Below are 14,891 nucleotides of genomic sequence, written 5' to 3' on the forward strand. Positions count from 1 at the left end.
TAACTTTTGCTTATTTAATACTGGGTCAACCTACCTTACGCCTAATTCCTACCAAGCTGGAGTTATTGGTGTTTTAATTGTATTGTATGCTTCCAATATTTCGGCTGCATCAAATAGTGTATCTTCACGGAACCTTCTGCCTAGCAGCTGAACACCAGTCGGGAGTCCGTTTTCGACGGAAGTTGGTACAGACATGGCTGGGAATCCAAGCATTGGAATAGCCATCATGGACCACTGGGCAGCCATGACGGACCGCATCCTGTCAACGCTTGCAATATCAGCATCGTGTTCAAAGGCTTGCTCAGCTGATACCGGCATTAATAAAAGCGGGTACTTTTCTAAAAATTTCTGTAGTTCCGCAATCAATGTGCCTCTACGAGCGTAGCCATTCATATATTCTGTTAAACCAGGCTGAGGTCCCCACCAATCCTTTGCAACCGCATAGTAATGCTCAGCAGCTTTTTTCATTCCATAGTCCCCGATTTCCTCAACTAGCGGCATGATTTGACGGAATTCCTCCATACATAATAAATACCAGAGTTTATACGCTTCCTCAAATAAAGGTACATCGACTTCTTCCACAATATAACCGGCATCAGCTAATCTTAAAGCCGCTTCATTCAGCGCTTTATCTACCGCATCAACCGGTTTCGCAATATTGGATCCTTTTAGAAGTCCTACCCGTATTGGCTTTTGAAGCGGTTCTCCAATTAACGGGACAGAAGCATGAATCGCATCACGAGGATCAAAAGCAGCCATCGCCTGGAGTGCTAATCGTAAATCTGCCACACTTCTTGCTAAAGATCCCTGTGCGAGCATCTTCTGCACGGACAACGGTTGATCTTGGTCTGCTGCTCCATACCAGCTTGGAACTCGTCCCATCGTTGGTCTCAGGCCGAAGATCCCTGTAGCATAAGCGGGATGTCGGATGGAACCGCCGATATCATTCCCATGTGCAATCGGCATCATTCCTGAAGCAACAGCAGATGCAGCACCGCCGCTTGAACCGCCAGGAGTTCTCGTTGGATCCCATGGATTTAGTGTAAGCCCGTGCACATCGTTATTTGTAAACCAACGATAGGAAAAAGAAGGTGAATTATTTCTCCCAACAAAAATAGCTCCTGCCTTACGTAAGTTCGCTACATGTGGTGCATCTTCGGCAGCTATATTGTCTTTAAAAGCAACAACTCCGTTTGTTGTCGCCTTGCCTTTTTGATCACTATTTATTTTAATAGACATTGGCACTCCATGGAGCGGTCCCAGTTCTTCCCCTGCTGCAACGGCTTGGTCAGCCCGTTCAGCTGCCAGTAATGCTTCTTCTGCGAATACTTCACCAAGAGCGTTTAATTTTGGATTTACTTCCTCGATTCGGTCTAATGAACTTTGAACGATTTCCCGTGATGAAACCTTTCTTGATTTGATAGCGCTTACCATTTCGGCCGCAGTCCATTGCCAAAGCTCACGTTGTTGTCCTTTTTCTTTTTCAATACTTGGAAAAACAGGTCTTTCACTCATTTTCATTCCTCCTCTTAATTAATAATTATCAAAATATTTAAAATTTTGATGAATTAATGTTATTCTATTAAAAAGAGGATTGAATGTATATGACTAGAATAAGTGATTTTTCGGTGAAAAAGGTACTAGAATTAGTACCCTAATGTACCCAAAATAGAAAAAAGGTAGGGAAAACATGACGGCCATGCACATGAATCTATCATCACTTGAATATGAAAAGATTACAAGGTTAATCCATACATTATCGATGAGCTTTAAGAAAGGAACGACTGAATTACAGCATTTGCTATCGGAGTACTTTGGTTATCATTCATCAATACTTTGGAAAATAGACCAAAATGGAAATCTTTCAAATCCAATTAATCACCGTATTAGTGATGATTTTTTAGGAGACTATATAGCCCTTTTTCAAAATCAAGACTATTTACATCCTAAACATCATTTACGTCGATTCCCGAACGAAATTGCTTTACGGTTGGAGGATGTAACTCAGCTGAAGGACTACGAAGCTTCCGATTATTATAGAGAGCTTATGAAAAAACACACATACTATCATGAAATGGTGGTTACGTTTCACACCGGTAATCAATTTAACGGGGTCCTAGGCCTGGCGAAACCGAAGTCACAAGGAGCATTTTCCGAGAAGGACCGGACAATTTTTCGGACATTGGCACCGATTATATCGAATTTATTACATTTAGAAAATGAATACGAAGAACAGCGCAAACTGAAGGATATGCTCGAGGCCTTTGCTGATAAAAATCATTCGGGACTTATTTTACTAGATCAACATTATCAAGTAATCTATATGAACCGGTCAGCAATGCGTTTCTCTCAGGAAGCTTCTATTAAAAGAAATATTGAAAGTTTTATTGAAAGCCTTTTCGCTGGATGGGGAAATGGCTTTTCCGGTTCCTCAATACAGCATCTGCAGGGCTTTAATTTTAGGATCATTACACATCATGAACCGTTTTTATCAAAAGAAAGCCGTTATGCAGTGATCATAGAAGAAGATAAATCAAACCTGGTACAGGAAGATTACCAATTAACAAAGCGGGAACAGGAAATTTGCTTTTTATTAAAAAAGGGGTGGACCTATAAAGAGATTTCCGAAAAATTATATATCAGCGTCCACACAGTCAATAAACATATCAAAAACATCTATCAAAAAATGGGCGTCAACAGCCGGGCAACATTACAGGCAAAGCTATTGAATAGGTCGGGGACATAGGGACAGTTCCTTGGTCCACAAAAGGACCGTAGTACCAACCTTCCTTGCGTAATCAGAAGAAATCCACGTTCATACGCTAAGTGATAATACTGGGGCAAATGCAAGAAATCTGCTTCCTAGTGTATTTTTATAAAAAAACTAGCACAGACCAATGACTTGGTTTGTGCTTTTTCGTGTTATCCTAATGAATATTTTGTTTAGTAATAACCAACTGGTAGTCTACTCATTAATCCTTTCGAGGTAGAAAAAGACGATGGAACCAAATGGTATTCCTAAATGTCAAGTTTTATGGAATGATAAAGTCATAGATTATATTTTATAATTTTAGATAGAGCAACAGTTTCCTGTACTGTAGGTCGTGTGTTTGAATCGCAATGAATGTATTTGGGGGATTAAAATGTCTGAGCAGCTAGTGGTGCAAGGTGAAGTTATAAAAACAATATTTATGTCAAACAAAAAATACTCGAACCCTTTTTCAGTTTTCATTATTAAAATACATACCAGTTCTACTCCATTAGACTATGATGAAATTACTGTCCAATGTAATGCTCCTTATCCTGAAAGGAACAAGCCTTACAACTTTTATGGTCAGTTCATAGAAAATGAAAAGTATGGTTTGCAATTTAAGGCAGAATATTATGTAAGGGAGCTGCCTGCAACTATTGAAGACACGATTGATTTCTTAGGCTCTGGGATGATTAGGGGAGTAGGGCCGAAGAAGGCGGAGCTAATTGTCAATGCGCTAGGGGAGAATTGCATATTTGATATCATTAAAGAGCCTGCCATTCTTAAAAATATTAAAGGTTTAAAACGCATTAATGAGGAGCAGGTTGCTGAGGAGTTAATTCAGCACTTTGCTATCCACCGATTCGCAACTTTTTTTAAATCGATAAATATTCATCATCATTTGGGTTTGAAAATCTTCCGAACTCTTGGTGACAGTACAATAGATAGTATAAAAGAAAATCCATATATTTTAATAAGTCTAATTGATGGTATTGGCTTTAAACGAGCGGATAAAATTGCTAAGAATTTTAACATTACCGGGAATAATCCAAAGCGCATTAAAGGATTGATAACAGCAGTCCTTTATAAACTGTTTGAGATCGAGGGATCATCATATACTAATAGAAAATTTTTATTTTTACGTTTGAATAAAGAGTTAGAGGAAATGGATGAACTTCCTATTGAATATGAGGATTTTGATAGATGCGTTAATGAGATGATTAAAGAAAAAACGCATAATGATTTTGGAACGATTGTTGAAATAGGCTATCGTATTTCATTATCCTCTATTATTCAACAAGAGATGGAAATCTGTGATTTGATAATTTCAAAGACTAAACAAAATGCGATGTCTATGTCAGATAATGAGTATGAGAAAATAGTTTATCATATCAATCGTATCGAAAATCAATTCAAAGAAGAAATTATCCCGGAGTTCCGCTTCTCTAAATCACAAAGCATGGCATTGGTTTTTTCTTACCTAAACAAAATACTCATGATTACAGGTGGTGCAGGTTCTGGAAAGTCTACAGTCATTAATGCCATATTGCGTTTATATTCCTATTGCAATAATGTTAGAACGATAGATGACTTGTTTAGCAGGATCAAATTATTAGCGCCAACAGGAAAAGCGGCTAAGAGATTAACTGAAATTACTCATATAGATGCATTTACGATTCATCGATTTATCTATAAAAAAGGAATTGAGCTGCCAGATGAACCGTGTTTATTTATTGTAGATGAAACGTCAATGATTGAGTTAGGTACCGTACATAAACTACTCAAATTAGTTAGGCAGCAAGATACGATTATCTTTATTGGGGATCCCATGCAGCTGCCGGCTGTTGGATCAGGTCGTTTTTTTTGTGATGTTCTAGATTCGAAGGTGATTCCTACGATCCATTTAAGCAAGGTTTATCGTCAATCAAGCGGTTCAAATATTTTGAAACTCGCGAATTTAATTCGTAATGATGAGATTCATAATGCAGATCAATACATGACGAAATTACATGACATGAACTTTTTCGATCGTAAAGATTACCCTATAAACAAAAGTCTTATTAATGCATTGAGCGTTGCGCAAACCAAAGGGATCGATATTCAAGATATTCAAATTCTTTCTCCAATGAATAACGGCATTCACGGTGTTAAGGCACTTAATAATATGTTACAAAAATCTTTTATTGAAGGAACGTTAACGCAATCGAAAGACAATTATATGCCAACAAACTATCAAAATACAGAGTATTCATTTTATATCGGAGATCGAGTTATTCAATTAAAAAATAATGGGGATAAAGAGGTATTTAACGGAGACATTGGTGTTATTGTAGATGTCTGGCAAGATACCGCTGCAAATGAAGAAGGGTTGCTAGTTCAGTTTGACAATATACATACCCCAATTCACTATTCAACTGAGGAACTAGACGAGCTGGCTTTAGCTTACTGTCTATCTGTCCACAAAGCACAAGGTTCTGAATATAAATCTGTCATTCTAATCTTAGTTAGTAATAATTATAAAATTATTACTAAAAACCTTCTATATACAGCTTTAACAAGAGCCAAAGAGTCGTTTATTTTCTTTGGAGATAAGGAGAAATTTAAGAATGGCTTGTACCGAAAACCGCTTTATAGATGCACTTCTTTGAAATACCTATTAAGAGCATGTATTAATGAGAATAAATTGATTGATAACACCACTCTAAATCAGTATCGAAACTTACTGAAAAAAGAAGCGGAAAATGACCAGCTAGAACTTGTACTTAATCCTTCGTAACTAATTAAGCCAGGGGGCGGGTCCGATGGCTCAAGGCTGAGGCTGTAGGTATTGATAATTTTACAAAAATTTAGTCAAATCTTAAAATTATGGGTTTAGTTAATATGCTATACTATCAGCAACTTGATGATAGTAGTAACTAATAAACCCGTGACTCTAGTAAAACTTTTATCATATTTCTTTCAGCTTTGTTAGTTTGACAGCCTGTTAACAATGCAAATCCTGCAATCAAAGACGTATCAATATACATCTTGAACTGGCAGGATGGGTGCATTCCTGCAAAATTTAGTTTTATGGAGGGGCATATGAAAAATGCTTTGATTGAGGATAGAAAAGGATATGTTTTTAAAACTGAAAGAGGGTACATAGGAAAGCTTTCGCCAAGAAAAACAGAAATAGGTACTCTTCATGGAATAACAGAGTTTAAAGAGGTAAAAAGAGCAGAAATATTCGAAGAAGAAAAAGGCGCGGAAATTGAAAAAGCCAAGGCTGATTTTCAGAGATACATAGACAATATCAACCATACGTTAGAGTGCATAGGAGAAAAAGCACTGGAGCTAGAATTAATCAACTTAGAAACATTTAAATGAGCCATGGAACCCGTCCCCGTGACACCTCGTCTATAAAAATAAAGGAAGCAGAAGAACCGTCCCCCTGCTTCGGAGGAGCGGATCTTCTGCTTCGGAAGAACCAATGGACCAATCCCTGGTTTTATAGGATGATGCTTACGCGGGAGTGTGGTCTTAGGGCTTCAAGGTCTAGGATTGCTTTGCGGTCTTGGATTTTTAGTTCGCCGTTTTGGTTTAGTAATGTGTAGTTGTATTTGCCTACATACGTATCAGTGAAACCGTATCTCATACGATAGACAAGGAAATTGGCTGTTATCTCTAATTTATCGTCTGTTTGTTCTTTAATTTGAACGTTTGTAATGTATCTTCTTGTGCGTGAGCGTGGGTTTTCTGCGTGTGCCCATTTATCAGAAAGACGTTTTACACGTGCAGTTAATCTATGGTAATCGTCAGCAATTAAAAATAAGCTGTCTTTGCTGTCGCCGTCTTGATTGTCTGTCGTAGGAACAGAATAGGTTCCACCTTCAGTAAATAATTGCAGCCATTCTTCTAATTTCCATTCATCTAGTAAATCTGCTTCTCTATATAAAAATTGTTCAATTGTTCTTTCAGTTATTTTTTCGTTAACGATATTCATGGTTTTCCCTCCCTAATATTATGCGTTTGTTTCTTGAACCGCTTTTTCTTCGGCATTCATTAATTGATCATACTTTCTCCAGAAGGCTCTCATTTGCTTTTCATCTGTTGTTGGAGAAACTTCTCTGTGCATTCCTCTTGAAATATCAGACCATTGAACTTGATTTACGGTGTTTTTGAATCCAAGCTGTGCGGTTTCTAATGATTCGATATCATCTGGAGTAGCAAAACCGCCAGGTCCTAAGAAGGTTAAGAAGTTATCTAATCTCAATTCTTTTTCAGCCTTATCTTCATCAATTGGTCCTAGTGCCCATGCGTTCACTTCCATATAGTCAGGGCTTACTGGATCCCATGTACGGATTGTTACGGACACGATGTCATTGATGATTAGGTTAGGGAAAATCCATACGTTTCTACTTATATCTGCCATCATACGTGCTTTTTCTTCACCAAAACGCTCGACAAGCTCTTCGCGTTTCTTCGCAATACGTGCTTTCTTTTCATCGTCCCAGTTATTTTGCGCTTTTGCAATAGGACGTCCCCAAGGTGCTTCATATTGCATAACGGCATGGCCACCTTCAAGAGCTTTTCCTTCGCCGTATAGTCCTTTCGAAACGTCCTGTCCTTCTTCAGCGATGAAATCAAGGTATGTTTTATGGTTATAACCAACATGGTAGCCATCGATGCTATTTTCACCTAATAGCTTCCAGTTAGCTCGAATGGCATATTTATGTGTTCCAGGCAATACTTCCATGCCAACAACGGATTGATCGGCAACATAATCTAAATATTCCTTTGCTCCGCCTAAGTACTCTTCCAGGCTGATCGCATTGTCATCAAAGTTACAGAACACAAAGCCTTTGTAGCTTTCATTTCTTACGCGGTGCAGGTCTAATGATCGTTTGTTAAAATTCTGCGCATATCCATCCTTTTCTAAAGGTACACCAACCAGCTCACCAGAGTTTTTAAATGACCAGGCATGGTACGTGCATAAGAACGTTTTGCAGTTCCCCTTTTCGCCGCGGCAAACAAGGGAACCACGGTGTGTACACGTATTTAATAATACGCGAACTTCGCCTTCTGCATCTCTTGTAAAAATAATTGGTTTTCCGGCAATCGTTCTTGTGTGGAAGTCGCCATTGTTTTTAATTTCAGATTCATGTCCAACATAAATCCAGCATTTTTCAAAGATCTTAGCTCGTTCTTGCTCAAAAATTGCTTGGTCAACAAATGCCTTACGGTTAACCAAAAATTGATTTTCTGCCTTATTGTCGATGATAAAAGTAGTAGTCTGATTTCCCATTACAGAATTCCCCTTTACAAATTTAATAGAAACTCCCATTTCAACGTCCCTTTTTTGCATAAAAACCAAAAACGAAAACCCTTACATTTTACTCCCCCCAGAAAAAATGTAATTTCATCATAAATACTCGGAAGCAGAGGGACGGTTCTTCTGCTTCTTATTCGAAATCGCTTACATTTCCAATCTAAGTATAAAGAGAACCCCCCAGTTTCTTTATGCTTATTATTGGTTAATGAAGAGTATTTGAATATTTGAATATTTACTAGTCTTCATAAGTAATTGTAGCAATTTTCCAAAATGTTTGTCTAATAGAAATAATTTGGAATATCGGGGCGAAATCACAAAAAATAGCTGGAGTTTTGTAGAAGCATGAGGATCCGGGAAGGTTATAGCGCTTCTTTTCGTAGTCTTAATCTGAGGTTAATCCTAGTTTTACATTCTAGTTTTACAATTTAATAGAGTTCTTAATGTGAACAAGAGGGATTGGAGGAATACGTGTGGATAAAAGGAAAAAGAATGTATTAACGGGCTGCTTATCGCTGGCGATGGCTGCCGTAATTGTTGGAATTCCCGTTACGGCAGGTGCTGAGGGAAAGCTAAAGGAGTGGGAAAAGTTTGAACTTACGATTCTTCAGACGAATGACTTTCATGGTCATTTGGATGACGTCGTTACGCTGAATGATGGAACTCTTCATCACAATTCGATTGCAAAGTATGCCACGATTATTGAAGATGTACGCAATAAAGAGGAGAATGTGCTTCTCGTCGATGGCGGCGATGTCTTCCTTCGCGGTGAGTTTCAGGCGGGTCAAGGAGAGTTGGAAACCTCACTTTTGAAGGAGATCGGCTATGATGCAATGGTTCTTGGAAACAACGACTTCCGCGTTTTTCCTGCCGGAGAGGGCACGCCTGATAGCCGTTATGAACAGTTAAAGGATTACCAACGCAACGTGAATTTCCCAATCCTGACTGGTAATGTCATTAACAAGGAGACAGGAAAGTATATCCAAAACGTTAAGCCTTGGACGAGCTTTACGTTTGCTGGTGTTAAAGTCGGTATGATTGGTCTTACTTCAATGAAGCCCGAGCTTCGCGGCTGGAATGATGTGGCAGACCTCGATTTCATCGAACCGGTAGAGGCGTTGAATACGTTGCTTCCCGAGGTTAGTGCCAAATCGGACATCAACATTGTCCTTTCTCATGCTGGAAACCCTGAAGATCATAAATTAGCTAAGGTTCCAGGAGTATCTGCGGTAATCGGAGCGGATACACACAAGGTCATCAAGACTCCTGAATACGAATTCAACGGTGAGTGGAATGTACCCATCACTCAAGCGGGAGGAGAACAAGAAAATTATTTGGGCCGCCTTGATTTGACTTTTGAAGTTGTTGACGGGAAAATGACTTTGGTCGATTCGGATGGACTCCTCTACGATGTCACAAATGTTCCGGAGGATCCGGAGGTACAAGCTATTATTGATCATTATCGTGCGGAGATGCGTGCGCAATAATTCGAAAGAGAATATGGGGAAGGTTCAAGGTTTCAGAAAAAGTCCATTTTAATAGAAAAGGAATCTGATTATGTAGATAATCGGATTCCTTTGTTTTCTATTGTAAAAATAGAATTTATTCAGCAGCCTCGGACGGTTTTGGTGGTTCCTAGATTAGGAAGCACCAGAACCGTCCCTCTGCTTCCTATTGGACATCGATTCTATCTAATGCAGGTGCTTTGATAGGTTCCTTGAATCCTTTCATATATTCAACCATGGCATCGAGGTCAACAGGGCCGTTCGTGCGATTCTTGCCTTCTTTTAAGACCGTGAACCCGTCCCCGCCGGTTGAAAGGAAGTTGTTTACAGTCACTGTATAGGTTTGAGATGGATTTACTGGATTACCCTGAGCATCTGTGATTTCTACAACTCGCTCGCCAGTTGATGCTTCCTTATCCCAGGTATAGTGAAGACCGGAAACTTGGAGCATACGCGGATAATTGCCGCTCCATTGTTGTTCTAGAACTCTTTTCATTTGTTCCCCTGTCAGCTCCATAGAAACTAGACTATTACCAAATGGGAACGTTGTGTATGCTTCGCCCCACGTAATATCCCCTGCATCGATATCAGCGCGAATGCCGCCTGGATTCATAAAAGCAAAATCAGTTCCCATTGCTGCACGCTGTGAGTCAGCTGTGAGGTTGCCAAGAGCAGATTCACCGCTGTCATCCTGGTCTCTTGTTAAAGGATCGGAAGCTTGTCCAATAATTTCATTCACTAAAGGCGCTACCGTTTCTTTATAGGAATCTACCATTTCTTTTACTTCAGCATCAGGTTCAATCCCTTCATGAAAGGTTGTAACGATTTCAGCCTTTTTTTGGACAATGTCTTTTGTTTTTGGATCAATCAATAAATCCACATCAGAAAATGCTGTTCCGTTTGCGTAAGATTGTATAATTAATTTATTATCTACCGTTGTATTGGCATACCCATGATTATGAGCGCCATAGATCACATCAATTTCATCATCTACCTGGTTTGCAAACTCAGCTGCATCACCAGTTGGATTAGCGCCGTTTAGTTCAGAAGAAACTGGATTATGAGCTAAAACAACAATGGATTGAACCCCTATTTCTTTTAGCTCTGCAGCTGCTTTATTGATCGCTTCTACTTCATCAGTAAATTCAACCCCTTCAACAGCACTTGCCGTAACAATATCAGGGGTCTCCGTTGTGACAATGCCGATAAATCCAATTGGCATTCCATTCACTTTTTTAATCACATACGGAGGAAGAATGTGTTCTCCCGTTTCTTTATCTAACACATTAGCCACTGTATAAGGGAAATTTGCTCCTTCAAAGGTTCCGGTAGCCTCGTGTTCTCCACCGTTAATTAGACGCATCATTTCTTCAACGCCTTCATCAAATTCGTGGTTTCCTACTGTTCCCACATCAAAACCTAGCTGATTTAAGAATTTAATTGTCGGTTCATCCTGTAATAAAGCGGAGGTAGGTGCACTTGCCCCAACAGCATCGCCAACCTGAACCATCAATGTATTTTTCTTCGCTTCATAATTTTTCAAATAGGCTGCTAAGTATTCAGCCCCGCCAACTTGCTTTCCACCTACCGTCCGGTATACATCAAGCTGACCGTGGAAGTCATTCACTCCCAATAGCTGAACCGGAATATACCTTTCTTTATAATTGGAATGCTCAGGTGGAGCAGCCGAAACCGCTGTACCCAAAATTGAAAAAGACAAAACAAGAGCTGGAATTACTTTTTTCTTCTTCTTTACCATTCTATCAATCTCCTTATTCGCTATTAATATAACAATATCTTTCTAGTGTTAAAGGATTGTCTTCGCACAGTGAATTTTTTGTAAAAAAGAAGCACAGTGTTCATTTGCTACGCGAAGCAGAGGGACGGTTCTATTGCTTCGCAATTAAGCAGAAAGTGGAAGCAGAGGGACGGTTCTATTGCTTCGCAACTAAAAAGAAATGAGGACCGAGGGGACCCGCCCCCATGGTTCGTCGAGTAACATAGAATGCTACGTTTGGTGTAGAATGTAGTAATTGTAATTTTATAAGGGGAGGTAATTCGATTATGGAAATCTATCAAGCTACGTTAGAGGATGTAGAGGGAGTTTCGTATTTATTTGATTTATATCGAGTCTTTTATCAACAGTCATCCGATGTAGAAGGTGCGAAGACTTACATAAAAAATCGTCTAGAAAGCAAGGAATCGGTTATATTTATTGTGAAAAGTAAAGAAGAGTATGTAGGATTTACACAGCTTTATCCTACCTTTTCATCCATTTCTATGAAAAGAGCATGGATACTAAATGATTTGTATGTTAAGGGGAATGCCAGAAAACAAGGAATAGGAGAAATGCTTTTACATAAAGCGAAGGAGTACGCGATAGAAACGGGTGCGAAAAGTATTGCTTTAAGTACTGCACCAGACAATTATTCTGCACAAAGATTATATGAGAAAAGCGGGTATGTACAAGATTTGCAATTTTTACATTATGAATTAAGTTTGTTTTGATAACTTTTTCAAGAATGGAAAATAGGGCGGATCTGAGGTTCGTAGTAGAGAAACGTCAGATCCGCCTCTATGTTTTATGATGCTTCAGCGATTTCAGGGTTTTGGTACACTTTTTCTTCGAAGTCACCTGTTATTTTGCTTGTTAAGATACCTGTTGTCATACTGCCGCTTACATTTAGGGCTGTACGTCCCATGTCAATTAGCGGCTCAACTGAGATTAACAGACCAACGATTTCGACGGGCAGACCCATAATGGAAAGCACGATTAAGGATGCAAATGTTGCGCCGCCGCCGACACCGGCAACACCGAATGAACTAATCATCACGACGACAATCAGAGTAAGAATAAAAGAAATACTAGTCGGATCAATCCCTGCTGCTGGTGCTGCCATGATTGCAAGCATCGCTGGGTAAATACCGGCACAACCGTTTTGACCAATTGAAAGACCGAAAGGACCCGCGAAGTTAGCAACCCCTTCGGATACACCAAAATCGTTGACTTGGGTTTTAATATTTAATGGCAATGTTCCCGCACTTGAACGTGAGGTAAAAGCAAACGTCAAGGTTGGTAATCCTTTTTTGATATAAAGAGATGGGTTTAATTTTGCCAGCATAAGTAAGAGTAAATGAACGACGAACATGAGGATTAACGCTACATAAGAAGCAATAACAAACTTGCCTAAGCTGACAATCGCTTCATAGTTGCTCGTTGCTGCTACTTTTGTGATTAACGCCATAATTCCGTACGGGGTGAGGCGCAGAACGAGAGTCACAACCCTCATAATAATCGCATATAGTGACTCTACGATCTTTGCAAAAAGCTCTGCTTCTGCCGGCTGCTTTCGCTTAATTCCAATGAAGGCCACACCGATGAATGCTGCGAATATGACCACAGCAATCGTCGAAGTTGGACGAGCGCCGGTTAAATCAGCAAAAGGATTGCTTGGAATCATCTCAAGGATTTGTTGCGGGATTGTCATATTTGCAGCAGTATCCACTTTTTCCACAAGCTCAGCATTTCGAGCTGCTTCAGCTTCCCCGTTTGTTAACTTAAAGCCATCCAAACCGAATCCAAGTGTTGAACCAATTCCAATGGCTGCGGAAATCCCAGTTGTTGCTAGTAAAATTCCAATCACAAGGAAACTGATTTTCCCAAGATTTTTCGTGATTTTTAATTTCGTAAAAGCTCCTACAATTGAAATGAAGACTAGTGGCATGACCACCATTTGCAAAAGCTTTACATAGCCGCTGCCGACAATGCTCAACCAATTGATTGTCTCCGTCGTAACAACCGAATCCATTCCATAGAGTAGATGAATGATATAACCTAAAACAATCCCTAATCCCAAACCTGCGAATACACGCTTAGAAAAAGAAACATGTTTTTTTTGCATTATAAATAAAGCAGCAGTCAATAGTAAAAATACTGCGATATTAATAATAATAAGAGCTGAATCCATTATTTTACCCTCCGTAAATAATATAATGTATAGTAAGTACGTATTAAAGGCTACTGTAATAATTCCGATGTGTCAAATAAGAATTGAAGAAAATTAATATTTAAATATAATAAAATGATCAGAAGCACCCAGACCCAAGCTTAGTGCCATAGGGACAGGACCTCGTCCCAGGTTTGAAATTGGATAAATGGAGAGGCTGTAGCATGGGGCAAGTTCGTTGACCAGCAGATAAATATTAATCCACGGAAACAGAGTCCGTTCATATATAATTAATTAATAGGAATTTTTTTAGTGGTTGAAAAACTGTCAATTAAGTGGTGAAGGTCATTGAATGAAACGAAGAAGCTACAAGAGGTAGATTTATATAAGCCAATTCAGAAATACTTTGTTCGTGAAGAGTTTGAGGTATACGGTGAAGTGAACGACTGTGACATAGCGGCGGTCAAGGATGATGTGTTGGTGATTGTTGAGTTGAAGTTAACATTGAGTGTTGATTTGCTAATTCAGGCAGCTAATCGGCAGCGGTTAACCGATCAGGTATACATTGCTATTCCAAGACCAAAGGGCCGATTGAATTCTAAGCAATGGCGGGATAAATGCCATTTAGTTAAAAGATTAGAGCTCGGGTTAATTTTGGTTGCTTTTCATGGGAAGCGGGCAACAGCAGAAGTTCTTTTTCATCCAACGCCATTTAACCGCCGGCAGAGCAAGTCACAAAACAAGCGGAAGCGCGAGGCTTTACTGAAAGAAATAGAAGGGCGAAGTGCTGATTATAATATCGGCGGCAGCAACCGAACCAAAATTATGACGGCCTATAAAGAAAATTGCATTCAGATTGCCTGCTACCTTGAACAATTTGGCCCCTTATCACCAAAGGCTCTGAGGGAAAAAGGAACAGGAGAGAAAACCTCCTCCATCCTAACGAAAAACTACTATGGTTGGTTCGAAAAAATAAAACGAGGAGTCTATACAATCAGTGAAAAGGGAAAAGAAGAAATAAAAGAGTATCCCGAGATTTCAGATTACTATTTAAAGCTGGTTGAGGGGTCCATGGGGACGGGTCCCTTGGATCAGTTATAGAATTAGAGAAATGATATCTGATCATTTGTACACCTAATAACTAAAAGGGAAAGTTCTGCAGAGAGGTCAATAATTCTCAAGGAGCTTTCTTTTATTTTTTTACCTTTTGAGCCGAGGAACCCGTCCCCGTGGCTCGCTCCATTTTTTACCACCTGAGCCGAAGAGACCGTCCCCCCTGGTTCAAATCCAAACAATCAAAATAATTAGTATTGCAAGAAAATATATTTTTCGACATAATAGTTAGAATAGCACTATAAATGGGGAGTAATTAGGGACGC

Annotated in this window: 11 protein-coding genes; 6 read left to right on the forward strand and 5 right to left on the reverse strand. The window is 39.4% G+C overall.

What is annotated here, in order from left to right:
- Nucleotides 1–48 precede the first annotated feature (48 nt).
- Nucleotides 49–1,515: an amidase family protein gene (locus ACHUFV_RS19565; protein ID WP_394237037.1), complete on the reverse strand. Its 1,467-nt coding sequence runs from the start codon at nt 1,513–1,515 to the stop codon at nt 49–51.
- A gap of 175 nt (nt 1,516–1,690) precedes the next feature.
- Between ACHUFV_RS19565 and ACHUFV_RS19570 the strand changes: the two genes are divergently transcribed.
- From ACHUFV_RS19570 to ACHUFV_RS19580, 3 genes are all read left to right on the forward strand, one after another.
- Entirely contained in the window at nt 1,691–2,746 is a 1,056-nt protein-coding gene (locus tag ACHUFV_RS19570; protein WP_394237039.1) for a LuxR C-terminal-related transcriptional regulator, read from the forward strand.
- A gap of 397 nt (nt 2,747–3,143) precedes the next feature.
- Entirely contained in the window at nt 3,144–5,528 is a 2,385-nt protein-coding gene (gene recD2, locus ACHUFV_RS19575; RefSeq protein WP_394237041.1) for an SF1B family DNA helicase RecD2, read from the forward strand.
- A 305-nt stretch (nt 5,529–5,833) separates the two neighbouring features.
- Nucleotides 5,834–6,118 (forward strand): hypothetical protein, encoded by a 285-nt coding sequence (locus ACHUFV_RS19580; protein WP_394237043.1) that lies wholly within the window; start codon nt 5,834–5,836, stop codon nt 6,116–6,118.
- Between the two features lie 121 nt (nt 6,119–6,239).
- Here ACHUFV_RS19580 and ACHUFV_RS19585 read toward each other — a convergent pair whose 3' ends face one another.
- Complete coding sequence (locus tag ACHUFV_RS19585) at nt 6,240–6,734, reverse strand: aromatic-ring-hydroxylating dioxygenase subunit beta (RefSeq protein WP_394237044.1); 495 nt, start codon at nt 6,732–6,734, stop codon at nt 6,240–6,242.
- An 18-nt stretch (nt 6,735–6,752) separates the two neighbouring features.
- The gene (locus tag ACHUFV_RS19590) at nt 6,753–8,036 is read right to left on the reverse strand and encodes an aromatic ring-hydroxylating oxygenase subunit alpha (protein WP_394237046.1); all 1,284 of its coding nucleotides are present in this window, start codon (nt 8,034–8,036) and stop codon (nt 6,753–6,755) included.
- A 497-nt stretch (nt 8,037–8,533) separates the two neighbouring features.
- Here ACHUFV_RS19590 and ACHUFV_RS19595 point away from each other — a divergent pair, with 497 nt between their 5' ends.
- On the forward strand, nt 8,534–9,547 hold the full coding sequence (locus tag ACHUFV_RS19595) for a bifunctional metallophosphatase/5'-nucleotidase (protein ID WP_394237048.1): 1,014 nt from the start codon (nt 8,534–8,536) through the stop codon (nt 9,545–9,547).
- A gap of 184 nt (nt 9,548–9,731) precedes the next feature.
- Here ACHUFV_RS19595 and ACHUFV_RS19600 read toward each other — a convergent pair whose 3' ends face one another.
- Nucleotides 9,732–11,324: a bifunctional metallophosphatase/5'-nucleotidase gene (locus ACHUFV_RS19600; RefSeq protein WP_394237050.1), complete on the reverse strand. Its 1,593-nt coding sequence runs from the start codon at nt 11,322–11,324 to the stop codon at nt 9,732–9,734.
- A 305-nt stretch (nt 11,325–11,629) separates the two neighbouring features.
- On the opposite strand from ACHUFV_RS19600, the gene ACHUFV_RS19605 reads away from it, so the two are divergent.
- Nucleotides 11,630–12,073 carry a GNAT family N-acetyltransferase gene (locus ACHUFV_RS19605; protein ID WP_394237052.1) on the forward strand — a complete coding sequence of 148 codons (444 nt, stop codon included), beginning with the start codon at nt 11,630–11,632 and terminating at the stop codon, nt 12,071–12,073.
- Between the two features lie 74 nt (nt 12,074–12,147).
- Here ACHUFV_RS19605 and ACHUFV_RS19610 read toward each other — a convergent pair whose 3' ends face one another.
- Nucleotides 12,148–13,533, reverse strand: a complete 1,386-nt coding sequence (locus ACHUFV_RS19610) for an L-cystine transporter (protein ID WP_394237054.1) — start codon at nt 13,531–13,533, stop codon at nt 12,148–12,150.
- Between the two features lie 327 nt (nt 13,534–13,860).
- On the opposite strand from ACHUFV_RS19610, the gene ACHUFV_RS19615 reads away from it, so the two are divergent.
- Nucleotides 13,861–14,613: a DUF2161 domain-containing phosphodiesterase gene (locus ACHUFV_RS19615; protein ID WP_394237055.1), complete on the forward strand. Its 753-nt coding sequence runs from the start codon at nt 13,861–13,863 to the stop codon at nt 14,611–14,613.
- Nucleotides 14,614–14,891: the final 278 nt, after the last annotated feature.

This window comes from Niallia oryzisoli (genome assembly GCF_043641075.1).
In the GTDB taxonomy this organism is placed as follows: Bacteria; Bacillota; Bacilli; order Bacillales; family Cytobacillaceae; genus Bacillus_BD; species Bacillus_BD oryzisoli_A.